Genomic DNA, 25,191 nt, shown 5'->3' on the forward strand with positions numbered 1-25,191 from the left:
CCAATTTCGCTATCCTGCTCCAATAGTGTAATAAGGCGTGACAGGGTAGAGTTAATAAACTCTATCCTGTACTCAAGATACGCTGTTTCCTATGTTACTATTAAATAAATGATGATCTTTGTTATAGTCTTCAGATCAGTTCTTACAAACTGTTTGCTACCTTTTCAATTTCCTCACGAGACAGCTCGCCTTTTATAGAGAAATAATGTTGTTGTGTAACCCACAATATCTCCGACTTTTCACTCTCAAAGATCATTAATGTAGCAGGTTGGCCATGAATGACAATATCTTCAACAAGGGTATCTTCAATATCAGTCGCGAGTCCAACGGCCATACCCTCTTCCACTGATTGTTGTTTGATTCTAAATGCTCGATCCTCATCACTTTGATAATTAAGACTTATATCGTTACTCAATTGACCCTCTCTTTTTACGATTGTTACATCAACGAGAGAAAAACCTTCTGGAATATAACCAGGTGTAATAATGGGAAAAGTAGTTGCTTTTTGTGCCTCTTCTAGTGACATTTGTTCAATCACTAATTGGCCATCTTCATGTACATATTCGTTTGTAGGTGTTGAAGACTCAAATTCAGTTTCATCAGATGATGTGATAAACGTATTTTTAACCGTTCCTTGCACGTCTGAAAATAGATTTGTAATAAAGCCAAAAGAAGAGCTTTGTTGAGGAAACACAATCGAACCACCAAAAGCTAAGAATAGTATAGCTGCAGCATACATGACATTTCGTCTTTTAGATTTTGATTTCTTGCTAGAATGTTGTTTCTTTTGTATTTGTCTCCAAATGTCATCCTTTGAAGAAATAGGTGGAGGGCTACCTTCTAATTCCTCTTCAAGGACATCTTTCACAAATTGATCAAACTTACTGTGATTCATACAATGTAACCTCCTCTCCACTATTCTGTTTGACATAAACCTCTCGCAAACTCTGTTTCGCTCGATGTAGCCTTGACTTTGTAGCACTTACACTCAATCCGATGGCCTCAGATATTTCGGCATCTTTCAAATCAAATGTATATTTGAGCAAAATGACCTCCTTGTACTCTGGCTTTAGGTCAGACAATGCCAATTTCACTTGTTTTTTTAATAAATTTAATTCAAATTCCTTCTCTACTGTGTGACTGATAGAAGTCCTATTACTTTCTATCTCTATATAGACGTCATCTGTTGGCGTTTCGCTTCGCTTATTTTTCTTACGTAAGAAATCAATTGAAGTTGTGGTCGCAATACGTCCAATCCACCCTTTTAATTTACTGCCATCCTGAAGCTGATCAATATTGTTGAAAATCTTCAAAAAGGTTTCTTGTGTGATGTCCTGTGCCCAATGAGGATCTTTGACAATATAGTATGCGGTTTTATAGACTAGTTGAAAATACTGATCATACAATAATTTCTCGTAATCCTTTGTCTTTTCTTGTTTTCTCTTCTTTCCAAACACACAAAACCCCTCCCCTCTAGTCCAAGAATATCATAAATTATGTAAAAACTTACATTCCTTTTTATATTTTCACTCTAGTTTACTTAATCCCCGTCTGTTTAGTGCTGTATTTTTAAGACTAGTACATCAAATCTTGTTTCCTTTGTAGGCTGTTACTTATTGTAAGGGATGTGAGTTGGGATTGAATAAGCGATTTACTAAGGGACAAAGCTTCATAGTCGACTACATGCACTTTAATCAAAAAGGAGGATTTTTGTTAGAAAAGAAGATTTGCATTTTTTGTGTTTTAATGTGCCTTGGAACTAATATACCTGGTGCTAATAGTTGAGCCGGCAATTGAGCTGTATTGGATTTTCTCAACTCACATTCAGGTAGAATAATCATATGAAAATAAAAGGAGACTCCCTGATTGGAGCCTCCTCTTTTTCTACTGTTATAACTCATTACTAATAGATCAGTTACTATTTAAAAATAAATCGTTACACCCGTACTATCCATTTTTGTTACTTTTGTTGCACCGGTAACAGACAAATTGTTGGTGCTGATTTTCACACCAATACTACCTGCAATTGCCACCTCTGTATGAGAGTAATGTCCATAAGCATTTGCTGATGTGTAATTCTTATTTGATCTTTCTATTTCTACGTATGCAAAACCTCGATGGTTTACACAAACATAATCTCCATCTCTTCCTTTTAGATCATACCTAAAAGCTACACCTGGATCTTTATCTTGTGCGGACCATACGTATCCACTCTTAGTATCATAATAATTACCACCAAATACATTTTGATATCGATCATAAGTATACTTGAGATACTCTGAATTAGCTAAATAAGTTAAGTGACTAGAATAGCTTATTCCTACTGCATCTTGTAGTACAAAAACTGGTTCAGTCTTCCAAGTGTAACTGTTTTTAATTGCATATTTATTGTTACCTAAGGAAGAAACAGTTGTAGTCATTTTCATCCAACTTAAATCTTCCGTATCAGGAACCGCTTTAAAAGCCTGCGTGCTCACTTCTCCATGATTATTTACTGTTTGATTCTTAGCTTTTTCGATTTCAATTAACGCTTCATCTTCAGGTACAACTTCTGAACCTTCTTTGGTAACCTTATAATATGTATCTTCTACGCTAACTAAGCTACCATGTTTATCTTGAAGCTTTGCAATGTCAGCTTCAGTAAAATCTAATACTTCTTCCTTTGAAAAACCAAGCTCTGCATATCTTAAAAAATCTTTATTCTTTAATTTTAGTTGTTTTTGAGTTTTTAATTTACTTTTCGAATTTAGTTCGACCTTTTGTCCAACAGGTTCCTTTTCATTTAAAAAAGTATCTTCTGGATTGGCTTCAAGTGTGCTTAGATTTTCGTACCCTAATTTTTCAAATAATTTACTTTTATCCCCATTATTCACGCTATCAGACTTTGCGGCAAAGCCGCTCAATGGAAATGCGAATACAAATGAAACAATTAATATAAATGACAACAATTTTTTCACTATAATCCCACCTTTGCTTAAATTAAGTTACTAACTAGACTCGTAAGTGCTCCTCCTTTCTTCAATTCTTAAAAACTATGACGACTAATCACTAGATTTCGATTCGCAATTTGGAAGAAAATATTATTTTTTACAAAATTTAAAATAGCACCAACTTATAGTCGGTGCTATTTCATGAATTTCATATTTCAGCTGATAAAACTTGATATTGTTATAGTTCCTACGATATAGACAAAAGCAAGAGTCATCCAAAATGTATTTTTGGCTGTATCCTCCTTCTGGTTTCCAGATACCTTCTTCAATATCTCAACTAGATTAATACAAAAAACGATTGCTAATACAGGATTGATGAAAACCGAAGCGTAAATTAAAAATCCCATTAAGATCCCCCCACCATTATGTTATGTTAATGACATTATGTCAGCTAACTCTTCTCGAAAACCACATCTGCCATGGGTGTTCCACTATTAATCCCATAGGTGTTACTAGGAAGTTCTGTTAATTCCAACACCTGCTGTCATCAAAAAGTCCAAATAAAAGAAACAAAATAAACAATCCTTTATACTTCATATATAATACCCCCTATTGAAAATCTCATCTATAAGACGTAGTTTAGGAATCTAAAGATTCGAATTTTTAAAAAGAGAGCATCGGTTTATCGAATTGATACGTCTATATAGTGACTACTATATTAGGAGGTTTTCATTTGAAACTATTTAGATTCTTACTAGTTGCTATTATAGCTGTATTGTTATGGGGAACAACAGAAATATCTGCAGATGCAAAACAAAAGGTAAATGAAAGACCAACTGAGGGAGTTGCAGCAAAGAGTGATTTAGGTGAATCTTCCATAGACATTCGCTTTTCAATTCAGGCTTACAGATACATGGAAGCTGGCTATAACTACCTCCGTCTAGCTCAGTATGGTCAAGCTGACATAGGTGGAGAAACTCATGCTAAACAACAAGTAGACAGCATAGGTGTTGATGTCTACTTACAAAAATGGAATTCTGATCAGAAAAGATGGGTTGATTTATTTAAAGCTGATTCTGCCTCAGCTATTAATTCGAGAACGGTTGAAACAAGCAAAAAAGTCAGCCTAATAAAGGGCTCACTTTATAGAACAAAAACATACCATTGGATTGTTGATGGCTCCAGTTCAGAAAGTACCACTGCCTACTCTTCATATCTTACCGCAAAGTAAATAGAAAAACATTATGTAAAGAGCCTTCATTTTGAGCGGAATTGAATCGAGATGAAGGCTTTTTGTTGCAATAACACTCCCAGTTACTTTAATAAACAAGTTATTATTTTTTTAGCAATCGTACTAACAATTGTCTTGTTTTCTCGAAATTTTTATACTCCTGAAAGAACTCTTTATAGTTATCAATTTTGTCTTCAAAAAATGTATATTGAGCAAATTGTTGAAAGAAAGACATTTCTAAATCACTAATTTGACATTTTGGTATTTGGCTTGTATTCCTAGCTAAAACATAGCTCAGAGTACCTGCAATATTCATACAGTAAGTATTAAAATCACCCGTTAAAAAATCTTCGTCTTCCAATAGCTTCAAGAAATCAGCAGAAAAGTCTTCTTGGATTTTATCAATATCACTATAAGGAAAGGGCTTACTCAAATCATTTTTTATTTCAGTTAGTTGATTTATAATATTATCCATAATTCCCCTCTCCTTAAGTAAGCATTTTTCTAATTTCTCATGTTTTTACTATTGCACTAAACTGCTTTAGTTTTTTCATAAATTCCACCTCAGTTTAGTATTAGAACCTAAACTGGTCTTATTCAAGGATTCTGTCTCGTTAGTTAATTAATTCAACCATAAAGAGCGATTACCCTTTATTAAGCAATCGCACTCCGTTTGTTGAACTAAAACTGTCTTAAGTTTAAGAATTACTCAAAATGTTTTTTTATAGCTTTAAGGCTTTGTGTCTGTAGAAGCACTTCTTCATTTGGTCCACCAATTATAATGGAAGGGAGTATCTTAATATCGAAATGCTCTGTATAAACAGGATCAGGGTTAATAAAGTAAACAATATGGTCTACATTACAAACATTCATGGATTTCCTTAATTTAACTTTGAAATGTTCTGTAGGGTTTTCTTCTATAAATACGGTAATTGTTTGTTTTCCATCAGTATTTGGAGTAATACCAAACTCCCCTTCTGTACTTTGGTTTACTTCTTCCTCTAATACCTCACAAGAATTACTATTGTGTCTACAACCAACCATCATTACTATGAAGAATACTATTGCCATTAATTTATAAATAAAAACCATCCCCTGACTAATTACCCTAGTTCTACTAATCTACCCCATAGTAAAATATTAAAGCGATTTTTTCTTAATAGTGAAAACTACTATAAGGTTTACTAAAGTACCCAATACCAATGAAACAGAAAAATAAACACTGATAATCGCTATACCAAAACCTCCACCAATTATGCCAAAAGAGGCAAGAATTGCTGGTACTAGAAAAACTAAAATAGCCAATAACACAAGCATTATAATTGGTGTAAACCTTTTTGAATAATTGATTTTCATTGTCCAATAAACAGAAGCTACAATTAGTATAAATGGTATTAAGAGCCCAACGATAATAGTAGTCATTGATGTATCCAAGATAACTCCCCCTTCAATACAAGTTACCACATCCGCCCTTTAGTTTAACATTAATTTCCTTTTCTGTGACATAAAAAGGAGCACTCCTTGTTGAAGGAATGCTCCCAGTTAGCTTAAGTACACCTTTTCACAAACTTTTACAGTTTAACGATTACAAAATGGATTACCCTTCAACAATTGCAAGGTATTTCAAGATTTCTCCTTCTAATTCAACGATTAAAATATCTCCTCTTTCCTTGGCTGAAAAAATCTTTGCACCAACTGGAAGTTTATTTGCCATTTCATCTTTGAAATCTGTATTAGTATCATTTTTTGTTTTTATTTCACCGATTTTAACGTCTTTTGTTAAAGACAATTCTTCTACCCAATCGATATTAGTTTTGTAGATTAATCCATCATACTGAAAAATATCAGCATCAGGGTCTAATGTTATTACTTCTTCAGCATCAATACTATCAATTGTTACTTTTGTTGTTTCCCCTCCATTAGAGCATCCAGTAATCATAAATAATACAAATGTAATCAAGACATAAAATAATTTTTGAACCAACGTATTACCCCCTTTTTATATATAGACGGTTATTCTCTATCAAAAGTTCCATCTTCAACTAAACTGTCATTTATTTCAAGTGAAATTCTTCACAATATTACACACCTTCTAACTAAATCATATCAGAGATAACGAATTCCTGTTTATATTTTCCAAAACCATAGTAAAGTCGCTACACAGTATTTAGTCATATTTGAAGTAGAGACGATTAGCAATTAAGTAATCGTCTCCGTAATTAACAGCTAATCACACCGTCATTAACATTCCGAGAAGGCAAAAAAGAAACATGAGAACCGTCCCCATGATTATAAAAAAGCGACTGCTGCTGTTCAGCAATCGCTCCATATAGTTGAACAACAAAAAGACATTAACAAAAGTTTTCATGAACAGTTAAAAATATAACAATCCTTTATTTCATTCTTTACTTCGCTTTTCTAACAGTTGAATAATTCTTTCGTTTTGCTCTAATTGAGTTTCACTATTCTTCTTAATTCTGTATACCCATATCAAAAGAACAGCAACTGTCACAGGTATGCTAAATACTAGTAAAACTAAATAAAAATCCATATTATAAACCCCTCAATTACTTATTCCTTGTAATAGTAAACTGCTTCTATACGTCCTATACTTCAATAAGAAAAAGGACAATCGTATCTTCTTTAAGGATTGCACCCGTTACTTTAAGTACACTTTTTCACAAAATCTATATACTATCTTAATTAGTTGACTCTTTCAGATCTGAAATGCTATTGTGAAAATTAGATATTCGATCCAAACAGTCTAACTTCATTTTATCTCCAACATTTCCAGTCATTGCAGTTTCAACAAACCCATAAATAATTTTTATCATTGCTTGTGCATCATTTTTATCCAACTGCTCAATTCTTCCTTTTATATTATCGTCTATCAATATATACACTTCCTTTCAAATAATCAATATCCTGCTCCTTATATAACAAAACGATCAGCACTAACTGACTGCATTTTCTTATTCAATTCTCGCCCTCTAAGTTTTTGTACAACTATTTATACTTCATTTAATGTTTTTAACGAATTCATAATTTGGTGGAAGTTCTTTAATTTTATTTTCTTCAAAGGCTTTTATCAGAATTTTTTTGTTTTTCATAAAATGATATTCAATTTTTAACTCTTTAGGAACAGTGTTAGAAGCTATTCCATCGTTAAGGAAAAGATATAAATTAAGCAATGTGCCACCACTATGGCTAGGCTTTCCACAAATCATATAAGATTCTATATCCTCCCATCCAATTTCAACGTCTCTTTTATCTTTTTCAACAATTACACCTGCTTCAGTCAAAGTTATAACTAATGTTGGATTTATTATTTGTTTAAACGTATAAACGATTACACGTAAGCAAATGAAGGAAAATAATAGTTTAACAACCATACCCGCCCAATATTTCCAATTCATTTCAAATGTTAATATAGAGTAAGTAGTAAATTTAGCAATCCAGAAGAACAAATAACCAAAAACAATTAATGCTAACAACATAAAAATTCTAGAGTTATAAAACTTTTTTTCTTCCAACTAATTACTTCCTTTCTTTTATAATACGAACATGATGTATGCTAATATATAAGCAAATACACTGGAATACCTTTTTATCATAATAATTACTCCTACAAAATTCTTCGCAAATGCTTATTCATTAAAGCTCCTATTTAGCTGAAGATTACATCTTTAATAAATTCATTAGCTTAACAATTTGATTCCTCATATTCGAGCAAGTCACCGTTCTCGTCATCTACTTGAATAGTCCCAAATTCGCAATCCTTGTCGATTTCCCAATCAACGATGTACTTCCCCCAACCTTTGCTGACAGATTTTTTTTTTAATTTTATCTTTATCTTTGCTGAAGTTTTCTGTGAGGTCTTGCACAACAATTGATTCTGCTCCGGCTTGAGTAATTTTAGATTGAGAATTCCCACAAGCAGCTAATAATAAAAGAAGTAAAACAAATAACATAGAGACTATTTTTTGCATGTTTTTGTCCATCTCCTTTTCTAGCTTAAATTAGATTGATAGGTACACTATGTCCTTATTAAAGTGGCATTATATACTTCAATAAGAAAAGAACAATCCCTGCTTCTTGAAGGTTTGCTCCTGTTTGTTGATTAAAGTGTCACAACAATGGGTCCATTTTTAGTAAGAATAATCGTATGCTCTAATTGTGCTACATAGCTTTTTTCTGTAGCATAGGTCCAACCGTCTTCCTTTAGGAATACCTCTTCTTCAAAGGTTGAGATAAATGGTTCGAATGCGATAACCATTCCTTCCTTTAATATTTCCTTATCCCATGGATCGTAGAAATTTAAAATATGTTCAGGTGCTTCGTGTATGTTACGTCCAACACCATGTCCAGTTAGGTTATTAATAACAGTGAATCCATTTTGGCTAGCTGTTTCAAATACCGCTTTTCCTATTCTACTTAATTTGGATCCGGGTTTTGCTTTCTTAAGACCTGCTTCAAATGCCTCCTTAGCAATCTTACACAGTCTCGTTAATTCCTCGTCTCCTTCTCCTACGACAAATGAGATTCCTGTATCAGCGAAATAACCGTTCTTCGAAGCAGACACATCGATATTTACTAGATCCCCTTCTTGGATAACTCGATCACCAGGAATACCATGTGCAACTTCTTGATTTAGGCTAATACACGTGTAACCTGGAAAATTATATTCACCTTTTGGAGCTGAAACAGCACCTGCTTTTTCTAAAAGTTCTCTCGCTACATCATCAAGTTCTTTCGTCGTTATGCCAGGAATGGTTCTTTGTTGCATTTCATCTCTAATGAACGCAATAATCTTTCCGATTTCCTTCAAACCAATAAAATCTTCTTCTGTTTTTGCAATCATTTTTTTCCTACCTCATTATTTTTATTGTCAATAAATTATTTAAGTATGAACAGGGGAGTCCCTTCTTCTTAAAGGAACGCTCACGTTTGTTGAAGAAAATCTTATTAACCTTATTCGTTTTAATTGTTCGGCCTATCACTCTTCTAACTTCTACGAATAAACTACCTGGATGTTTCATGAAATGTTAAACATTCAAGTATCCTGCTTCAAGAAGAAAAGAACAATCCCTGCTTCTTGAAGGTTTGCTCCCCGTTACTTTAAGTGAAACTATTCACAACCCTTTCTCTTTTTGAAGCAATTTTTTAATCAATTAATAGCTGGGATTAATCCTCCAAATAGAGATTCACCTAGTTTCCTCTCTTTATTATAAAAAAAATTCTGATAATCGAGAAGTAATAAAACCTTCTACAAAAGCAGCTATAAACAATAATGGCATAACAACTATTATGTAGCTTCTTAAAGATTGCTTTAATAGTTTTCCGATTGGTTCTGAATCTTTCTTTTTATGAAAGTATACTTTTGTTAAGATATTTCGATTAAGAAAGTTCCCTATTGCTGTGCAATAAATAAGTGCAGTAAGTTCAATGAGGGCGTGAGGTAAAAAACTATAAGCAAATGCACCTATTACATTGTGTCCCATTGCATAAAGTCCCCCAAATACAACACCAACTATAACAAATTGTAAAATTGCAAATAAGGAAGGCAATCGATAGAAAGGGATTAATCCAAATAATATTGCAATGATCCCTATCTTGAGGTTGTTCCAAAAAATCACTAAGAATGTTTGTATATTTGACAGTCTACTTGTTTTTTCACCTGACATTTCAGCTATATTGTTAGCTATATTTTCAGCAATTACTTTTGTTTGTTTTATGAAAAAATCAGCCATAAAAAAAGATAATGTGAAACAAAATATCGCAATAATAATTGCAAAAATGAAAGTCCATCGAAAGCTTTTTTGATACTTTTTTTTGTAAATCTCAAATTCCTCCGAATAGACTTTCTTCATCTTTAATCCTCCGTTTCTTCTTGATTATTTAAGTAATCTCGTACCATCCATCTTAAAATTAAACTAATTAAGATTAGGTATCCAATCAACTTCGGATATGTAATAGTAATTATCGAGTTTTGAATTAGCAACGTCCCAATAAGTAAAACGAGTATAGTTAACCAATACATAAGATTTCCTGCAAATAAGGCATTTTCTCGTGTACGTTGGTCATGCTGAAGATTAATCTTATTCCAACTGCCTTTCTTCTGAATACCAAGACCAAAAGTAATCAATTGAATTGTTGCTAAAATAGCAATGACTAGTGTTAGTTTAGAGTGTGAGATGAAAAAATAACTAATAAACAGAAACAGTGGAATCACCATGCGCAAAAGAAAATTGCTTCGATACGTTAGATTCATTTTATTCCTCTCCTTCAATCCAAAATAATTTTTCAAGCGTAGTTTCTAAAGTAGTTGCTAATTTAAGTGCAGTACCAATAGATGGTTCATATCGTTGTTTTTCAATCGCTATAATCGTCTGTCTTGTGACGGATATACTTTCAGCCAATTGGTCCTGTGTGATACCTTTCTCCTTCCTAAATTCTTTGACAGAATTTCGCACCCCATGCTTCATGAATTACACCCTTCCCAAAATGTAACGTATGCATTACATAACCTAATAGTATAAAACTTAAAATGTAATGTCAACATTACATTTTAAGTGATACAAATTCATCTTATTACTTGTGAACTAAAAACAGTCAGCACCTATATAAAAAAGGACTGACTGTTTTGTATATAAATAAATCTTGTCGGATTTTGAATTAAACCACTCTTCCTCCTTAAAAAGGAATAAACAATCGTTGTTATTGAAATATAGCACTCCGTTAGTGAAAGATGTTAAGCCTCTTCTTGATATAAATTAAATCTAAGTGGAGGATGGTTCATTGGAACTTTGAATTCATCAAGATTTTCTATTTCATTAAAAAAGTCATCTACATCACCATCTGTGTCAAAATACCATTCAGATGCTTCTAATTTCTTAAACTCCTTAATCGGTTCAAAAACGAATTCACAATGTAATTGCTGAATGTCACCATTTCCATCAGTGAATTGTCTAACAAAATCATAATAAAATAGTTTTTCACCTGTGAAGTCATACATCCCACACTGAAATAATATGGCTTTTTCTTCTTCACCTACAACAGTTTCTTTTGCGAATAACTTAAATTCTTCCCACACTTTTTGAACATCTTTTGTGATTTCACCAGTTCTATTTTTGAGGTGGCTTTCAGCATTAGCAATTGTAATCATAACCTACATCTCCAATCAGAAAAATCATTAAAGGTTAGTATGCCCGATATGGCTTCTTAAATTAATCTGCCCTTTAATTTAAATGAAATCCTTCACAATATCACATACCTTCTAACTAAATCATATCAGAGATAACGAAATCCTGTTTATATTTTCCAAAACCATAGTAAAGTCGCTACACAGTATTTAGTCATATTTGAAGTAGAGACGATTAGCAATTAAGTAATCGTCTCCGTAATTAACAGCTAATCACACCGTCATTAACATTTCGAGAAGGCAAAAAGCAAAAAAGAAACATGAGAACCGTCCCCATGATTACATGATTATAGTATCTATATACCACTCTCAACTTCTTCTGGATACACATACATATCAACCTCAATGGTTGTACCTGTTAGATAGCAGAATTCAATTATTTCTTCATTAAACCCCATTAATGGTTGCTCTTCGCCATAAATACTGGGAACAATCATAATTACATAATCTACATCATATTGTTCCTTGATTTCCTTTAACAGTGATATTTTATTTTTTAAATTTTTAATTGTGTCCATGCATTGTGCTTCAACATCTAACCTACCTATGTTCGATTTTTCAGCAGCCCATTGCGAAAACAAATACTTCGAACCATTCTTTCTTGTATCACCATAGTTCCAACTGCTAAATGGTTGGATTCCAAGTAGCTTCGTTATATCATTTGGATTGAAAATACCATTTTCATAAGCAACTAAGCCTCTATGGTCTATTTCTGCTTTACTCCCTATTGAAAAATAAGTATAACTATTTGTTTTTTCCATTTTCCACCTCATAATTTTAGATTTTTATAACCCTAACCTGCACCGTTATTTCAATAAAGAAAAAGAGCTGCCGATCCGTCTTGATCTTCAACTCTCGCCACCCATTTAGTTGAATATAACTGTACCAATTTTTTAGTAATCCGACCTATAATTAGTACGATATTTGGATTGGAATGTAGCAATGAAGGGAAATAAAAATGAAGGAATAACTATTGATATCAAAACTGCCAATAGATAATAAATAAGTGAAGTATATAGAAACTTCTCTATTAAAAATAGCGTTAATATAAGTATAGGTAGCATCATCAAAGAAACTACAACCTTTGAAGGCGTCTCTATAAAATGTTCTGTATTACATTCCTTGCAATTCAAAGGTTGATTATTTCCAATTTGGGATTTGTAAATTCGGCTCCAGCTAAAAGCGGTTAAACATTTCTCGCATTTTTGCACAACAGAACCCCTCCTCTTGAAATATCACTTCTCCTGACTTCAACAAAGAAAGGCGAATACCCTGTTAAGCAATCGGGAGCTTTAGTTGAAGTACTATTGTTAATTCCAATCTTTCTTTAGAAGTGAATAGGAAAAATGGTCATAGTATTTTCCTCTAAACAAATGTTTGTCACGATAAATCCCTTCATTTCTGAAACCTAAGCTTTCTAATGTTTTTGATGACTTTTTGTTTTCCACAGCTACATATGCATTTATCCTATTTAGTTTCATATTACTAAAGCCACTCTCTATTGCTGCGATCAATGCCTCTTTCATATATCCTAATCCCCAAAATTCATACCACAAATCATACCCTATTTCAGCAATATGATTTGTTCTGTCCCATAAATGAAACCCACAGGTACCAATCTCTTCAATGCTGTCTTTTTTCTCTATAATCCATCTATTGTACCCTTTTTCTTCTGGATTTCTATTCCACTCAATATATTCGATTGCATCCTCTTTTTTCGTAAATATCTCTTCATCATATAGAAATTCACATATCTTTTCATTACTGAAAAGTTTAAAGATAAACTCGGTATCAGCATCTTTGACGTTTCTTAATTTTAATCTGTTAGTCTCTAATTCAGGGAAAAACCTTTGCTCCTTCATGGTAAAAACCCCTTTACATATATTTGCTTCTTATTAAATTATCAATACAACCCTACCCCGATCATTCAACAACTGCAGCTCTAACCCTACTTGAATTAATCTCTCAGATAGTTAACGAGCTTCTACAGTTTAAAATGGATTTGTAACTTCTTTCTTAGAAAGTGTAAGAAGAAAATAAAGATAGTAACTATTACAAGAAATGCTGGGTTTCCAATCAGTCCAGAAAATCTAAGGAGAAGAATAAGGCCAAAAATTGGGATACCTATAATAAAATAAAGACCTAAATTATTCACAACCTTCTCCTTCCCCGTTATCCTGTTTGCCCGATAGTAAAATAACGGACTAAACCTGTTCAGCAATCACCCTATGTTAGCTGAATATCCACGGAACATTCATTTGTATTTCAAACTGAATAGTTGGTGTTGGGAACTCTTCAGGCACTAAATCTAAATCCTCGCTAAAGCCTATATCAATTCCATTCTGTTCTACACAGTTTGGCGATGATGTTTCACTTTCTTCCGTAGTTGGAGCCCATAATTCAGGGCCTTCAATTATTGTACCGACAATATGATAAAAGACATGATACAAATGAGTTCCATCTTTATTCTCCAAATAATGAGAAACCTCACCCTCTTTTCTAGGGTCAATGCCAAGCGAATGAAAGAGATCTTTCACACTTTGGGGGAGTTTCTCACAAGCTAAAACATAATTAGCACAGTAATCACACTTACAATCCTCAGTAATTAAGTGACATTCATCATAAAAACTCGTTGTTTTACCTACATCTATCGCAATAGTCCAAGCTCCTATTTTTATTTGTTCCATATGCCCACCTATATCTCATTTTTCGCTTTTCATTTTCTCTGCCACTATACTTCAATAAGAAAAATGCAATCCTCTCTCCTTTTAGAATTGCTCTCAGTTACCTAGGAAACTTGAATGCCCTGTTTAGCTGAAGACCTATTTATAAATCAAATTCACACCTCACCTCCCCTTTTATATTTTTAATAATCTGTTTAACCAGCAGCCTCTATGGAAATTCCATTTATTCTTCTTAGGCTAACCTATCACTATCGTGAAAGAGCATAATTGCTTCGTACAGATAAGCTCCTAATTGACGATGTTTCTTATGCAGGCTCCATTGTCTCTAAAACCCGTGGACTATTTTCTTCTGTTGTGTACGCAGATATATATTCTTTATTCTTCTCAATTAATCCCCAGGCTAGTTCATCTTGCACTATAATCCTAAACGCTTCTTCCTTCGTTTGGTTGTTTGGGTCATAAGCTTTGATCCAATATTCCTCGTCCTCGCTCGAATAACCTTTCTCCACAACAATCAACATGGAAGAAGTAGTCGTTGGAGTCTTGACTGTATAACCACAGGCCGTAAGCAATAATAACAGAGTCATCATTACAAAACTGAAGGCTTTTTTCATCGAGATCACCTCATTTTTATTGAGCTATACTTAAAGTTTAACATTTATTTCCTTTATTAATAACCTAGGAGAAAACTGTTTTTTCCTAGTCTAAATATGTTCATCCTTCTTCTTTATTTCTCTTATCATTTATGTACTCCGTTCAATATAAAACAAACAAACCAGGGATAAGAAACAAAAGAACCGTCCCCGCGTTGATATTTACAAATTATTAACTTGTTAACAAAATTCACCATGTACTATCATTGTAAATAGCGAAGTGCTAGTTTAGTAGAACTTATATCCGTATAAGTGTTAGTAAAAAAATTTCATATTGGGGGATTTTTCTATGTTGAAGAAATCGTTGATGTTTATTTTTGCATTAATTCTGTCGTTTACTGCTTTGCAATTTGACCTGCAGACAGCCGCTGCGTTTCCACCTGGAACACCTTCAAAATCAGCAGCTCAATCTCAGCTTAACGCACTGACAGTAAAGTCCGAAGGCTCAATGTCCGGCTACTCTCGCACTTTGTTCCCACACTGGAGCAGCCAGGGAAATGGATGTGATACTCGCCAATTGGTGCTTCAGCGTGACGCTGACTACTATAGCGGCAATTGTCCTGTAACATCTGGAAAGTGGTACAGTTACTTCGACGGTATCACAGTATATTCACCATCCGAAATCGATGTTGATCACATTGTACCTTTGGCTGAAGCTTGGCGTTCTGGGGCTAGTAGCTGGACGACGAAAAAGCGCCAAGAATTCGCAAATGACCTTAGTGGCCCACACCTGATCGCAGTAACGGCAAGTGTCAACCGCTCAAAAGGTGACCAAGACCCTTCAACATGGCAGCCCCCACGTTACAGTGCACATTGTGCTTACGCGAAGTGGTGGATCAACACCAAATACAGTTGGGACCTGAGCCTACAGTCTTCGGAAAAATCTTCTCTGCAAACAATGCTCAACACCTGCTCATACTAGATTCATCACTATATTTTACAAGGACTGAAGACTCCTGCACGCGTCAGTCTTGAAACGAATTTTTGCTACGAAAGGAGGCACTCGTATGGAAAAGTTATCGACCATTTTCACCGCCACCCACGGTGTAATGACAAAGGAGGTTGGCGTAATTAGCGGTGAGCTTGAACTACTCACCACCTGTGATGAATCCGGTGATCTTACACTCGCCATTACATATGCAGGAGCTGCGGAGTGGTACACCCTTCCCGGGGAGGATTACTATTTGAACGACCCAAGTGATCACGGCGTCGTCCACCGCATGCTCGCCACTGTGCTTGAACGTCCTTGACACCATATGCCTTTGCCTAGCTCTAATATGCTTGGACTAGAAATTGAATAGGATTGTTATAAAGCCCTCGACATGTACTCATTTCGTATATGTGGGGGGTTTTTTGTGTGCAGCACATATACTGTCCTTTCATAAGAGATACCCGCTTTAAAATAACGCACCATCAAATCTACTTGTTAACCACCTTCATAACGTCAATGGGGAGTAGCGGCAAGACAGAGACCATTCGAACACTGCGGTGAATATTGGGGGTCGGTACCCATGTTTCCCTTTTGTTTTCTTTCTCTATTATCAGTTAAAGACCTGTTATTCTTCTTTTTCTTTTTCTTTTTCTTCTTTTTATTGTCCACGTTACGTCGACGTATCGTAAAAATTAATACAGACTTATCCCCTAGTCTATGTATCTACGTATGTCCACTTTCCCATTTTAAGTCACTAACCTCAACCAAGATTCCACCCAATCCCTCTCCCCATCTTATATATAGCATGTTCCTCTACTATTTGGTGAAGTGAAGCTAATCTTTCATTTATCAAGGTAAAGATCCTCCGAGGAAATCTGGGCATTAGTTCCTTTATTTTTCTTACACAAATTGAATCCAACTAATCCAAATCGATATCTATAAAAAAGAAACATGAGAACCGTCCCCATGCTTCTTGCTTCTCCATGCTCCTTATGCTTCTCTATCTCTCACAAGCGAAATTATCTTTATCTCTATCCATTTTAGGTTGATAGGCTGGATGATCTGAAGCTACGCCATTTGGATATTTCTTTGTTAGTTCAGTACAATTGGCAAAGTTCTCTGTTCCACTACTTGAAGCTGCAACTGTAGCTGCTTGGGCTTCTGCCTTCGCCTTAGCTTCTGCCTTTGCTTTGGCTTCTGCTTCCGCCTTCGCTTTGGCTTCTGCTTCCGCCTTTGCTTTGGCTTCCGCTTCTGCCTTTGCTTTGGCTTCCGCTTCTGCCTTTGCTTTGGCCTCCGCTTCTGCCTTTGCTTTGGCCTCTGCTTCGGCCTTCGCTTCTGCTTCCGCTTCTGCCTTCGCTTCTGCTTCGGCTTCTGCTTCTGCTTCTGCCTTTGCTTTGGCTTTGGCTTTGGCTTTGGCTTCTGCCTCCGCTTTCTCCTCTGCTTCTGCCTCTACTTTCTCCTCCGCGTTTGAAGTATTCGAACTACCAGATGAACACGCTACCAAACTAAAAGTTAAAAATAAAGCAAATAAACCTACTATATACCTTTTCAATGTTGTAACCCCCATAATATTTTCTCTATCTTTTTATAACAATATCATATTTTGTCATATTTTTACTTATTTCAGGAAAATTTTTATTCTACGATGGAATAAAGGGTCAAGATTTATATGATTCTCTAAACTACCTTGCATTTAACATTTATCCCCTGTTTATTCCTGTTTAAAAAACTAATAATTTACTTATTGAAATTAAATGTAATAATTTGCTATTATATCAATGTATCACCAATTGCTAGTGCAAAACTAATAGAGAGGGGATGACCTTTACCCTGCATTGATAGATTACAATTTTTTTAGAAGGTATTGACAAAAATGAACAAAAATCTGAACTATCTCTTATTCTTTGCATCAGGGATTATAATTCTCGTACTCCTCATTCTCGTTATTAGGAATGACAATGTTCCTAGCAGTGAGGGGAAAGCAACACCCCAACAGAAGATTGAGAACTGGGCTCTTGACTATGTTGGTTCTGACTCAAGTAAAGTTACCGATCCTATAAAAATAGCGATATTGGATAGTGGTATCAATAAGAAGCATAAAGAATTCAATGATGTAATCTTTAAAGAATACAACGTAATTGCTCCGGATGAGAAGATTACAGATGATTTGGGGCACGGGACTGCAATCGCTGGAATTATAGCAGCAAAAGGCATTAAAACTACTGGCATTATACAAAACGTCATACTTTATGATGTAAAGGTGCTCAATGAAAAAGGGCAAGGAAAAATTGAAGATGTGGTCGAAGGAATCGAGTGGAGTATAAAACAGAATGTAGACATGATTAACATTAGCTTCGGTTTTTCAAGTGATAAGGCGGAACTAAAATCCTCAATAGAAAAAGCAATCGAACAGAATATTGTCATCACTGCCGCCGCAGGAAACACTCTGGGTCTAACGGTAGACTTTCCAGCTCAATATAATGATGTTTTATCCATTTCTTCATTTGATAAACACTTTAAACTTGACCCTTTTTCAGGAGTCGGAAAAATTGACTATTCTGCTCCAGGTGTTGAGGTTATCTCTACAGATAACAAAGGTTCCTACTCAACATTTTCAGGTACCTCTTTCGCTACTGCTTATGCCACAGGTGTTATTGCAACTATTCTAAATGACCCATCAGTGCGTAATACCGATATCAAAAAAGAAAAACTCCTCACGTATGTTGTGAAATTAGGTGCAGAAGAACAATTTGGGGAAGGTTTTCTAACATTAAAAAAAGAAAAAGTAGAGGAGCTTCTTTATGAAAAAGAACTTGATTAAATTATTAGTTGCTACACTTTTGTTTACTAGTATTGCAGGAGTTTCTCCGACTGCGTTTGCCGAAGAACCAAAAACAGAAGATCCTTTTGAAAGTGCTCAACCAATTGATGTGAATTTTGAGGAATCAGTTGAAGAAGTTTCTAGTGATGATGATACAATAGTGTATGAAGTTACTGCAGAAGAATTAGGAATTAATAATGACTCCTTTAAGATGGTAGTAGAAGAGTCTACAGAAGAAGCAGAAGAAATGACTGTATACTCGGAGTTTGAAACGGGCTATTTGTCATTTGCATCAGAGCTATCAATTAATATTGATACTGGTGATTTTCATGTCACTGAAGAACAAACATCGGAAACTGGACAAGTAACAGAAACAACATATGATATCTTTTTTAATGAAATAGAGGGTGAAAATTTCATAGCCTACTTGATAGACAGAAATACCGGCGAGCTTTATGAGGTTAATACTATTGATGCTCAGGCTTCCGCTATTCCCGTCCTTGCCCTAGTTCTTAAACAAGGTGCAAAATGGGCTATTAAGAAATATGGAAAGAAAGCATTAATTAGTGCTTTTGGGAAATACGCACTGAGTAATGCCATTAAAAAAGTTGCTAAATTAACAGTGAAAGATAAACACCTAAAAAGTGATAAAAGAGGTTATCAAAAGTTTAATACTGATAGCCAAACTACTGCAAAAGGATGGATTAAAGAAGCATTACAAAAAGCGTCGGTTTCTAATTTTGAAATAAACGATAATGAAAAGTTATCTTTTAAGTTTGAAGTCAATTTAGGAAAAAAAGTAGGAACCAAAGGTGAAACAAAAATAAGAATAGTGATAGGATATGATGGTAAAATATGGACCGCATTCCCAGTAAAATAAACTTTGAATTCAATTTTGTTTGTGATAAGAACATTATTTCGAATAAGGATAAAAAAGATATCCCTACTATATTAGCTGTAGAGGCCACACTTACAATAAGAATTAATAATGAATTGTACTTCGAAACTGAACTTGCAATACTTGAATTTTATAAATCCTTGTATAGATGGAAGGAAAAGATTACGGAGGGTGATATACCAGAATTTCATTATTATACCGTTGAATATGATGACTATGAGGATGGAGCCATTCTGTCATTGATTCCCTTTTCCAATATGGCCAGAGTGAAATCTATATGGGCAGAACAAGATTTGTATAATGTTTTTGATTTAGACTATATTGTAAAGGAATTCATACTTTTGGAGGAGACCCTACAGCGGGATATAGAAGAATACTTTGAAATTAGTTTAAAAGACTTCATTAAATACATCCCCCACCAATATAGTTAACAAAAATGATTAGCATATATTATAGACTAACCTAGATAAAAGAGACACTATAAAACACCTTTGAAATAGACACTTAATTCAAGTGCTAATTCGGAGGTGTTTTTTCATGATCAAAATCAATTTTGACGTGAAACAAAGTGAGCAGTAGATAAGAACTCTTAAGAACTTCTTTAAGAAAGAAGGCTAAGTTAAGAAAATAATAATTAGATAAAGGCGCTTGACTATGGCCAAGTGCCTCTTTATTTTTACTGGTAAATACGTTTATTCTCTTACACATGAACCTTTTACTTTTTACCCCTATTACCAGTTAAAGATCTGTCTAATCTCTTCGTTCCTCCCAAAGAATCATTTAAAATCCTAGTGATCTTTGAAAGTATGAATAGGACATTCCTTGCCAGGCATACCTTTTTCTGAGGTGAGATGATGAACAGCATTGTTCGACTTCCAAAGAGTAAACTAATCACTGTATTCACAGAAAATGTCTCAAATGAGGATAAAAGAAGAATTGAGAAGTTGAAAGATCAATTTTTGTTACTTGATATACTTGTTCCTGTAGAGCAAGATCCCGATGAAGATGTTTACTATGTAGTCGGGAAGTACGCTATCTATGATGTTTATTATAATGAAGATGATCACGTATACTGTTTACTTGAAGAGTATTCTGGGACTACTCGGAATCAGTTAATTAAAATAGCAAGGAGATTTCTATTCCATCATCTCAGTAGCAAGACGAAGCAACGGATGGTTGATCAACTGATCATGAACCAATTCACAGAACATGAAATCTTTACTCAAACATATTTTCAACCTAGTCAAAAAAAGACTTACTTCTATCATGCTGATGTTCCTAGTTACGTCATTTCACAGAATGAGCAACACAGTCGCCCTAGTTCCATTGCCACGATTAATCAAGTTACCAGAATGACTAACCATAATCAACTTCCTGATCATATCCGCGTAAATCTTTTTGCTAGAGCCCACAATCGTACACTTACTCAAGAACAACTAAGAGCAGTTGGTAAAATGTTAAATCAGACCGAGGGATTTTTAGAACTTACTGATATACAACAAAAGAAAGTCCTACAGTTTGTTCTCTGCAACCAAGCGTTCCTCATCAAGACATGGCAACAAAAAATAGATAGTTATCTAACCGGCAAAAAGCTCTAATCGAAGATTACGTTCATCCTTCTTCATTATTTTCTTTATCGTATAGACATACCCGACTAACTTTAAATATGGAAACAAGAGAACCGTCCCCCCCGTTTACGTTTACCCCGTTCAAAAAAATCTCCAAATGCGACATTTATGCCGTGGTCACTCTCTTCTATCAGATGGATAATGTCTGTAAAAGGAGAGGACGACGTTGAGTGATGAGCAGGAGTATAAGACACAATTGGGCAAGGCCATTCGCAACAAGCGTACCGAACTAGGTGCCACAATTGAAAAAGTCGCTGGGATCGCCGACATCCATACTCGAACGCTTCAGCGGATCGAACACGGTGAAACCTCTCCACAGGTAACGACCTTGGTTAAGATTGCCATTGCCCTTGATCTTTCCTCGACTGCCGAACTACTGAAGGACGCTGACAAAACGGTCTACCCTCTATTTAAGAAAGCGTACGAAGAAGAATAGCATTCTCTCTTTACATAAAAAACTACCTCTAGCAGGTAATCATATAAATGACAAACAAACCTCTCCGTCCCATCACAACAAAAAAAGCCACGTAAGGAGCAACTGCCCATGAATCAACTCATTCTCCAGCAGTATGACATTACGAAAGACACCATGGCCCTAATCCCAGGACGACACACTGATTACGAAACACTAATCCTTGAACCACACCAGCAACTAGCAGTCACTCAAAGCGCACTTTCGATTCTAAAGATAGCCTGTCTAGAAGGCGGCTCCACCTACGACGGACGCCGACAAGCCGTGATTCATCAAACAGGTGCCCAGAGCAAAGTCCCTATCCCAATTTACCCAAAAGAATCAATCTTCACCTTCCCCACACACTCAGCAAACTCCTATGAATGCATCTGGCTCTTCTACCACCATATTAAATCAATCAAACCACACGAAAAAAAGCCCAATTATTCAATTGTCACATTCAAAAACTATCAAACATTCGAGGTTAACGTATCGTATCAAAGTCTGATGAGACAGCTGCAGCGGACGAGTTATTGTATAGTTAAGTTTGGGTATGTTGGTTTGGAAGTTTGAGAACATGATTCCAAAGACTATACTAGCTTATAAATTACATAGCATTCAGTTTTGATCTTAAGAACTAAACCCTCAGTCATAATCACTATCTATCATCAAACCCACAGACCATGACCTGCAATTAATATACGGTTCTATTTTCGACATATTTCGAGTGAAGGCAGGTAAACAAGCTACACTATTTCATTTAACTTTTTATCATTTTTTATGGGGGGTTTATAAAGGACGGAGGATTTCATATCAAGATTTGATGGTAAATACTATGCCAGAGGGTGGAAATGGACATGGAGTAATCAGAACCACAAATGACTTCGTTCTCACCATAGAATCAGGAACTGTACCAATAAGTGCCTCTAGGAGTTTCCCGATCTTCCTACCTGAGGACAAAAGCTAGAGTAAGAGCTAATTTACTATCAACAAACGTATTGTCTCTATATGAAAAGCACCCAGCTAAATCAAATTTAGCTGGGTGCTTTTCTGTTCAACTTTATCTTATTTAGGCTCAGGCACTCTGCCCTTGTCTCGGTACCTAATACGTATCACAATAATGGCTATATATAAAATGCCAGCTAGTAATGGGTAAGCTTGCAATCCAGCAAATGCAGAAAAAGCATCTGCTGCTATGTCGGCTTCAAATCCCAAAAAGCCACTTTGCTGTGCTTCTGATATATCAGAGGCTAAAGGGTTCAACATCCGAAAGAATTTATAACTCATGAAAAACAAAATCGGAACCATCATCCAGTTAGTGAAATTAGCTTTTAAGAAATGTAACCCAACGGCAGTTATACTGAAAATGACAAATAAAAATTTCAACGTTCCTATTGGTGACTCACCGTATATTAATCCATATCCACTACTTAAATTAGCAATGGTTTCATCCATCAATAACAAAACAATGACTAATGAAATATTTGATAAGACGCCAAGAATCACCCATATAATAGTAGGCTTTTTTACAATCGCTGATGATGGAGTTATTGAAACAGCGGTTTCCAGATTTGCTCCTTCTAACGACTTGATTTGTGTATCAGGATCATTAGTGCTACTAGTAACAGAACCTTCTCTTAAATTTTGGCCACAGTTCATACAATAATTAGGATCACCCACAATTACATTTCCACCAGAAGTACAATAATGCGCAGACGTTCCTTGATTGCTACTAGTATTAACATTAATAGTTTTGGAATTCAAAAAACCACTAAACTGTCTAGCAACTAAAGAAGCTATCGTTAATCCGATAACTGAAAGCAAGGCAATGAAAAACCCAAGACCTAATGAAAATTCTCCTATATCTAACTTATTAGAATAATAATTTGAAAAAACTTGTCTTAAAATTGTTAAAACAGAGAAAGCTATCGTTGCATTTTTTAACCCCTTATGAGAATAATCTTTACTAACCTTATGTAGTGTTATACTGCCAAAAACCAGTGGTAATATTAAGGATACAATGATAGCAAGAGTTACAAAACTCCCAAACGAAGAGCTACCTGTTTGAATGATAAGAGATATGTAAGAAAAGATTTGTTCAAATAAGTTGCTACTGTTTATGTCCAAGAACTCACTTCTACTATCCCCTGGTACAAACTTTGTCCATGGTAGGAAATATGAAACGATTAATAATAGCAGGAAGAAAATCTTTACCTTTTTTTCTTTATTATGTGTAACTGCCATCGCTGTGCCCCTTCAAATAGATAGTTTGATGTAGAAATCCTAACCATCATTTTACAATACTTATAAAACTCCATCTAGCCCAAAGCTAAACATAAATTTAACTTTGGGCTTACCCGTTTGACTTACTTTATCACATTAACACTTATCTTATCGGGGCCAGGCATATTGGCTTTTTGATCAAGATAGGATTATGACTAACGAAAGTGAATAATATTAGCTTAGCTTAAAAGGTATTATATGTTAATATATTAAATAAAAATAGAAAGAAAGGATTAAAAATGAAAAAAACACTTTTAAACATTTTTTTTAAAACGGAAAAAAATCATAATGCTGAATCAATCAACAATGCTTGTTGGATTACTTTATTTTTATGGGGTTCAGTACTGTTTATAAATTCGATAGGAGAACTTTTTTTTAATGGTCCTGTTATAGGTAGTTCACAATTGGTTCTTTTATTAGGAGTAGTAATATTTTTTTTAAGTGACTTTATCTACAAAAAAAGAGCACGCCCCTATTAACCTGCGTTATAAGTTTTATTTTCTCTACTTCCTCCTATCAATCTAAACAAACCAATCCAGCCGCACCAACCAACCCAGACATCTGCCCCAACTCAGCCTCAACAATCTCAGTATCCCTTCCAGACGGATTTAACGCATACATCCTTACATACTCTCTAACCGTCGCAAAAAGCAAATCCCCCGCCTGACTAACCCCTCCACCAATAATCACCTTACCAGGATCCAAACTATTAATGATCGTCACACAACCCATTCCAATATACTCAAATGTATCTTGAATAAACAAAGACATCTGTGGATCACCCAGTTTAGCGAGCTCAATCACCTCTTCTGTTGTTACTGGTTTCCCCAATATCATTGAGGCTCGTTTAGCTATTGCGGTTCCAGAGGCGAGTGAAGTCCAGCAGCCTCTTTGCCCGCAATCACATGGATCCTGTGATGCATCTAGAACGACATGACCGAATTCTCCTGCATTTCCGGTCCTTCCTGAGATCAACTTACCGTCCAAAAAGATTCCCGCTCCTATGCCAGTGCTAATTGTAAGGTATACAAAAGAATCATCTTTTTGAGCTGCTCCCACCCATTTTTCTGCAACGGCAGCGGCATTGGCATCATTCTCTAGTCGAATGGGTAAATCAACGTATTTCTTCATTTCATCGACTAAATGAAAGTCTCTCCATTTCGGTAGATTGGGAGGAGAGATAATAATTCCTTGGCTAGAATTTAAAGGACCAGGAGCACCTATTCCAATTCCTTTTAGCTCAGATTGATTAATACCAACTGATAACAACAATTCCCTTAATGAATCTATCATCTCACGTACCATTTCAGTAGGGGGTATATTCTGATTCATCTTGATCGTCTTTTGAGCTTGGATCACACCTTGGTCATCAACTAGTCCTATGGCTACCTTCGTACCACCAATATCAATACCTACTGCATAATCACCCATTACAATCCCTCCCTTCAGTTGATCGTGCCCAATAACTAGCAAGTATTTT

34 protein-coding genes are annotated in these 25,191 nt (G+C 35.1%); 9 read left to right on the top strand and 25 right to left on the bottom strand.

Going from position 1 to position 25,191, the window contains the following annotated elements; genetic code table 11:
• Window positions 1-142 precede the first annotated feature (142 nt).
• The 4 genes from J7W16_RS18480 to J7W16_RS18495 all read right to left on the bottom strand — a co-directional run bounded on the left by J7W16_RS18480 (window position 143) and on the right by J7W16_RS18495 (window position 3,337).
• On the bottom strand, window positions 143-895 hold the full coding sequence (locus J7W16_RS18480) for a DUF4367 domain-containing protein (protein WP_210598970.1): 753 nt from the start codon (window positions 893-895) through the stop codon (window positions 143-145).
• Window positions 882-1,457 carry an RNA polymerase sigma factor gene (locus J7W16_RS18485; RefSeq protein ID WP_210598971.1) on the bottom strand — a complete coding sequence of 192 codons (576 nt, stop codon included), beginning with the start codon at window positions 1,455-1,457 and terminating at the stop codon, window positions 882-884. Before J7W16_RS18485 ends, J7W16_RS18480 begins: the two co-directional genes overlap by 14 nt.
• A 465-nt stretch (window positions 1,458-1,922) precedes the next feature.
• On the bottom strand, window positions 1,923-2,957 hold the full coding sequence (locus J7W16_RS18490) for a hypothetical protein (protein WP_210598972.1): 1,035 nt from the start codon (window positions 2,955-2,957) through the stop codon (window positions 1,923-1,925).
• Window positions 2,958-3,145: 188 nt separating this feature from the next.
• Window positions 3,146-3,337 (bottom strand): hypothetical protein, encoded by a 192-nt coding sequence (locus J7W16_RS18495; RefSeq protein ID WP_210598973.1) that lies wholly within the window; start codon window positions 3,335-3,337, stop codon window positions 3,146-3,148.
• A 326-nt stretch (window positions 3,338-3,663) separates the two neighbouring features.
• On the opposite strand from J7W16_RS18495, the gene J7W16_RS18500 reads away from it, so the two are divergent.
• Entirely contained in the window at window positions 3,664-4,161 is a 498-nt protein-coding gene (locus tag J7W16_RS18500) for a DUF6147 family protein (protein ID WP_210598974.1), read from the top strand.
• Between the two features lie 103 nt (window positions 4,162-4,264).
• Here the strand turns inward: J7W16_RS18500 and J7W16_RS18505 are convergent, their stop codons facing one another.
• From J7W16_RS18505 to J7W16_RS18590, 18 genes are all read right to left on the bottom strand, one after another.
• Window positions 4,265-4,636, bottom strand: a complete 372-nt coding sequence (locus tag J7W16_RS18505) for a YxiJ family protein (protein ID WP_210598975.1) — start codon at window positions 4,634-4,636, stop codon at window positions 4,265-4,267.
• Window positions 4,637-4,866: 230 nt separating this feature from the next.
• Window positions 4,867-5,253, bottom strand: a complete 387-nt coding sequence (locus J7W16_RS18510; RefSeq protein ID WP_210598976.1) for a hypothetical protein — start codon at window positions 5,251-5,253, stop codon at window positions 4,867-4,869.
• Window positions 5,254-5,301: 48 nt separating this feature from the next.
• Entirely contained in the window at window positions 5,302-5,595 is a 294-nt protein-coding gene (locus tag J7W16_RS18515) for a hypothetical protein (RefSeq protein WP_210598977.1), read from the bottom strand.
• Between the two features lie 163 nt (window positions 5,596-5,758).
• Window positions 5,759-6,145: a hypothetical protein gene (locus J7W16_RS18520; RefSeq protein ID WP_246880103.1), complete on the bottom strand. Its 387-nt coding sequence runs from the start codon at window positions 6,143-6,145 to the stop codon at window positions 5,759-5,761.
• Between the two features lie 414 nt (window positions 6,146-6,559).
• Window positions 6,560-6,712: a hypothetical protein gene (locus J7W16_RS18525; protein ID WP_210598978.1), complete on the bottom strand. Its 153-nt coding sequence runs from the start codon at window positions 6,710-6,712 to the stop codon at window positions 6,560-6,562.
• Window positions 6,713-6,860: 148 nt separating this feature from the next.
• Window positions 6,861-7,055 (bottom strand): hypothetical protein, encoded by a 195-nt coding sequence (locus tag J7W16_RS18530; protein ID WP_210598979.1) that lies wholly within the window; start codon window positions 7,053-7,055, stop codon window positions 6,861-6,863.
• Window positions 7,056-7,178: 123 nt separating this feature from the next.
• Window positions 7,179-7,694: a hypothetical protein gene (locus J7W16_RS18535; RefSeq protein ID WP_210598980.1), complete on the bottom strand. Its 516-nt coding sequence runs from the start codon at window positions 7,692-7,694 to the stop codon at window positions 7,179-7,181.
• Between the two features lie 261 nt (window positions 7,695-7,955).
• Window positions 7,956-8,150, bottom strand: a complete 195-nt coding sequence (locus tag J7W16_RS18540) for a hypothetical protein (protein WP_210598981.1) — start codon at window positions 8,148-8,150, stop codon at window positions 7,956-7,958.
• A gap of 131 nt (window positions 8,151-8,281) precedes the next feature.
• Entirely contained in the window at window positions 8,282-9,022 is a 741-nt protein-coding gene (map, locus tag J7W16_RS18545; RefSeq protein ID WP_210598982.1) for a type I methionyl aminopeptidase, read from the bottom strand.
• A gap of 364 nt (window positions 9,023-9,386) precedes the next feature.
• On the bottom strand, window positions 9,387-10,031 hold the full coding sequence (locus J7W16_RS18550) for a stage II sporulation protein M (protein ID WP_210598983.1): 645 nt from the start codon (window positions 10,029-10,031) through the stop codon (window positions 9,387-9,389).
• 2 nt (window positions 10,032-10,033) lie between these two features.
• A complete protein-coding gene (locus J7W16_RS18555; RefSeq protein ID WP_210598984.1) occupies window positions 10,034-10,432 on the bottom strand; it encodes a hypothetical protein in 399 nt (132 codons plus the stop codon).
• 1 nt (window position 10,433) lies between these two features.
• Window positions 10,434-10,646, bottom strand: coding sequence for a helix-turn-helix transcriptional regulator (locus tag J7W16_RS18560; RefSeq protein WP_210598985.1), 213 nt, complete (start codon window positions 10,644-10,646; stop codon window positions 10,434-10,436).
• Between the two features lie 266 nt (window positions 10,647-10,912).
• A complete protein-coding gene (locus tag J7W16_RS18565; RefSeq protein WP_210598986.1) occupies window positions 10,913-11,326 on the bottom strand; it encodes a hypothetical protein in 414 nt (137 codons plus the stop codon).
• 332 nt (window positions 11,327-11,658) lie between these two features.
• A complete protein-coding gene (locus J7W16_RS18570) occupies window positions 11,659-12,123 on the bottom strand; it encodes a DUF4279 domain-containing protein (protein ID WP_210598987.1) in 465 nt (154 codons plus the stop codon).
• Window positions 12,124-12,255: 132 nt separating this feature from the next.
• Complete coding sequence (locus J7W16_RS22520) at window positions 12,256-12,573, bottom strand: TIGR04104 family putative zinc finger protein (protein ID WP_210598988.1); 318 nt, start codon at window positions 12,571-12,573, stop codon at window positions 12,256-12,258.
• 99 nt (window positions 12,574-12,672) lie between these two features.
• Window positions 12,673-13,224, bottom strand: a complete 552-nt coding sequence (locus J7W16_RS18580) for a GNAT family N-acetyltransferase (RefSeq protein ID WP_210598989.1) — start codon at window positions 13,222-13,224, stop codon at window positions 12,673-12,675.
• A gap of 369 nt (window positions 13,225-13,593) precedes the next feature.
• On the bottom strand, window positions 13,594-14,049 hold the full coding sequence (locus J7W16_RS18585; protein WP_210598990.1) for a hypothetical protein: 456 nt from the start codon (window positions 14,047-14,049) through the stop codon (window positions 13,594-13,596).
• Between the two features lie 302 nt (window positions 14,050-14,351).
• Window positions 14,352-14,660, bottom strand: coding sequence for a hypothetical protein (locus J7W16_RS18590; protein WP_210598991.1), 309 nt, complete (start codon window positions 14,658-14,660; stop codon window positions 14,352-14,354).
• Window positions 14,661-14,988: 328 nt separating this feature from the next.
• Here J7W16_RS18590 and J7W16_RS18595 point away from each other — a divergent pair, with 328 nt between their 5' ends.
• Window positions 14,989-15,621, top strand: a complete 633-nt coding sequence (locus tag J7W16_RS18595; protein ID WP_210598992.1) for an HNH endonuclease family protein — start codon at window positions 14,989-14,991, stop codon at window positions 15,619-15,621.
• An 85-nt stretch (window positions 15,622-15,706) separates the two neighbouring features.
• Window positions 15,707-15,949 (top strand): hypothetical protein, encoded by a 243-nt coding sequence (locus J7W16_RS18600; protein WP_210598993.1) that lies wholly within the window; start codon window positions 15,707-15,709, stop codon window positions 15,947-15,949.
• A 681-nt stretch (window positions 15,950-16,630) separates the two neighbouring features.
• Here the strand turns inward: J7W16_RS18600 and tolA are convergent.
• The gene (gene tolA / locus J7W16_RS22210; protein WP_283246058.1) at window positions 16,631-17,182 is read right to left on the bottom strand and encodes a cell envelope integrity protein TolA; all 552 of its coding nucleotides are present in this window, start codon (window positions 17,180-17,182) and stop codon (window positions 16,631-16,633) included.
• A 321-nt stretch (window positions 17,183-17,503) separates the two neighbouring features.
• On the opposite strand from tolA, the gene J7W16_RS18610 reads away from it, so the two are divergent.
• The 6 genes from J7W16_RS18610 to J7W16_RS18635 all read left to right on the top strand — a co-directional run bounded on the left by J7W16_RS18610 (window position 17,504) and on the right by J7W16_RS18635 (window position 22,001).
• Entirely contained in the window at window positions 17,504-18,451 is a 948-nt protein-coding gene (locus tag J7W16_RS18610) for a S8 family serine peptidase (RefSeq protein ID WP_210598995.1), read from the top strand.
• Window positions 18,432-19,331, top strand: a complete 900-nt coding sequence (locus J7W16_RS18615) for an SAR2788 family putative toxin (RefSeq protein ID WP_210598996.1) — start codon at window positions 18,432-18,434, stop codon at window positions 19,329-19,331. The genes J7W16_RS18610 and J7W16_RS18615 overlap by 20 nt, the downstream gene beginning before the upstream one ends.
• Window positions 19,307-19,780 (top strand): DUF7878 domain-containing protein, encoded by a 474-nt coding sequence (locus J7W16_RS18620; RefSeq protein ID WP_210598997.1) that lies wholly within the window; start codon window positions 19,307-19,309, stop codon window positions 19,778-19,780. The genes J7W16_RS18615 and J7W16_RS18620 overlap by 25 nt, the downstream gene beginning before the upstream one ends.
• A gap of 423 nt (window positions 19,781-20,203) precedes the next feature.
• Window positions 20,204-20,947: a hypothetical protein gene (locus J7W16_RS18625; protein WP_210598998.1), complete on the top strand. Its 744-nt coding sequence runs from the start codon at window positions 20,204-20,206 to the stop codon at window positions 20,945-20,947.
• A 196-nt stretch (window positions 20,948-21,143) separates the two neighbouring features.
• On the top strand, window positions 21,144-21,413 hold the full coding sequence (locus J7W16_RS18630) for a helix-turn-helix domain-containing protein (protein ID WP_210598999.1): 270 nt from the start codon (window positions 21,144-21,146) through the stop codon (window positions 21,411-21,413).
• A 108-nt stretch (window positions 21,414-21,521) separates the two neighbouring features.
• On the top strand, window positions 21,522-22,001 hold the full coding sequence (locus J7W16_RS18635) for a competence protein ComK (RefSeq protein WP_210599000.1): 480 nt from the start codon (window positions 21,522-21,524) through the stop codon (window positions 21,999-22,001).
• Window positions 22,002-22,493: 492 nt separating this feature from the next.
• Here the strand turns inward: J7W16_RS18635 and J7W16_RS18640 are convergent, their stop codons facing one another.
• A complete protein-coding gene (locus J7W16_RS18640) occupies window positions 22,494-23,672 on the bottom strand; it encodes a hypothetical protein (protein WP_210599001.1) in 1,179 nt (392 codons plus the stop codon).
• A 555-nt stretch (window positions 23,673-24,227) separates the two neighbouring features.
• Window positions 24,228-25,142 (bottom strand): ROK family protein, encoded by a 915-nt coding sequence (locus tag J7W16_RS18645; protein ID WP_210599002.1) that lies wholly within the window; start codon window positions 25,140-25,142, stop codon window positions 24,228-24,230.
• Between the last annotated feature and the right edge of the window lie 49 nt (window positions 25,143-25,191).

This window comes from Halalkalibacter suaedae (assembly GCF_017939705.1).
In the GTDB taxonomy this organism is placed as follows: Bacteria; Bacillota; Bacilli; order Bacillales; family Bacillaceae_D; genus Halalkalibacter; species Halalkalibacter suaedae.

Coding starts and splice junctions, on each gene's coding strand:
- J7W16_RS18525 (WP_210598978.1), bottom strand. CDS start 6,712: ATGGATTTTTATTTAGTTTTACTAGTATTTAGCATACCTGTGACAGTT.
- J7W16_RS18625 (WP_210598998.1), top strand. CDS start 20,204: ATGAACAGCATTGTTCGACTTCCAAAGAGTAAACTAATCACTGTATTC.
- J7W16_RS18610 (WP_210598995.1), top strand. CDS start 17,504: ATGAACAAAAATCTGAACTATCTCTTATTCTTTGCATCAGGGATTATA.
- J7W16_RS18480 (WP_210598970.1), bottom strand. CDS start 895: ATGAATCACAGTAAGTTTGATCAATTTGTGAAAGATGTCCTTGAAGAG.
- J7W16_RS18585 (WP_210598990.1), bottom strand. CDS start 14,049: ATGGAACAAATAAAAATAGGAGCTTGGACTATTGCGATAGATGTAGGT.
- J7W16_RS18570 (WP_210598987.1), bottom strand. CDS start 12,123: ATGGAAAAAACAAATAGTTATACTTATTTTTCAATAGGGAGTAAAGCA.
- J7W16_RS18550 (WP_210598983.1), bottom strand. CDS start 10,031: ATGAAGAAAGTCTATTCGGAGGAATTTGAGATTTACAAAAAAAAGTAT.
- map (WP_210598982.1), bottom strand. CDS start 9,022: ATGATTGCAAAAACAGAAGAAGATTTTATTGGTTTGAAGGAAATCGGA.
- J7W16_RS18580 (WP_210598989.1), bottom strand. CDS start 13,224: ATGAAGGAGCAAAGGTTTTTCCCTGAATTAGAGACTAACAGATTAAAA.
- J7W16_RS18565 (WP_210598986.1), bottom strand. CDS start 11,326: ATGATTACAATTGCTAATGCTGAAAGCCACCTCAAAAATAGAACTGGT.
- J7W16_RS18615 (WP_210598996.1), top strand. CDS start 18,432: ATGAAAAAGAACTTGATTAAATTATTAGTTGCTACACTTTTGTTTACT.
- J7W16_RS18600 (WP_210598993.1), top strand. CDS start 15,707: ATGGAAAAGTTATCGACCATTTTCACCGCCACCCACGGTGTAATGACA.
- J7W16_RS18620 (WP_210598997.1), top strand. CDS start 19,307: ATGGACCGCATTCCCAGTAAAATAAACTTTGAATTCAATTTTGTTTGT.
- J7W16_RS18555 (WP_210598984.1), bottom strand. CDS start 10,432: ATGAATCTAACGTATCGAAGCAATTTTCTTTTGCGCATGGTGATTCCA.
- J7W16_RS18590 (WP_210598991.1), bottom strand. CDS start 14,660: ATGAAAAAAGCCTTCAGTTTTGTAATGATGACTCTGTTATTATTGCTT.
- J7W16_RS18640 (WP_210599001.1), bottom strand. CDS start 23,672: ATGGCAGTTACACATAATAAAGAAAAAAAGGTAAAGATTTTCTTCCTG.
- J7W16_RS18510 (WP_210598976.1), bottom strand. CDS start 5,253: ATGGTTTTTATTTATAAATTAATGGCAATAGTATTCTTCATAGTAATG.
- J7W16_RS18645 (WP_210599002.1), bottom strand. CDS start 25,142: ATGGGTGATTATGCAGTAGGTATTGATATTGGTGGTACGAAGGTAGCC.
- J7W16_RS18635 (WP_210599000.1), top strand. CDS start 21,522: ATGAATCAACTCATTCTCCAGCAGTATGACATTACGAAAGACACCATG.
- J7W16_RS18595 (WP_210598992.1), top strand. CDS start 14,989: ATGTTGAAGAAATCGTTGATGTTTATTTTTGCATTAATTCTGTCGTTT.
- J7W16_RS18505 (WP_210598975.1), bottom strand. CDS start 4,636: ATGGATAATATTATAAATCAACTAACTGAAATAAAAAATGATTTGAGT.
- J7W16_RS18540 (WP_210598981.1), bottom strand. CDS start 8,150: ATGCAAAAAATAGTCTCTATGTTATTTGTTTTACTTCTTTTATTATTA.
- J7W16_RS18560 (WP_210598985.1), bottom strand. CDS start 10,646: ATGAAGCATGGGGTGCGAAATTCTGTCAAAGAATTTAGGAAGGAGAAA.
- J7W16_RS18495 (WP_210598973.1), bottom strand. CDS start 3,337: ATGGGATTTTTAATTTACGCTTCGGTTTTCATCAATCCTGTATTAGCA.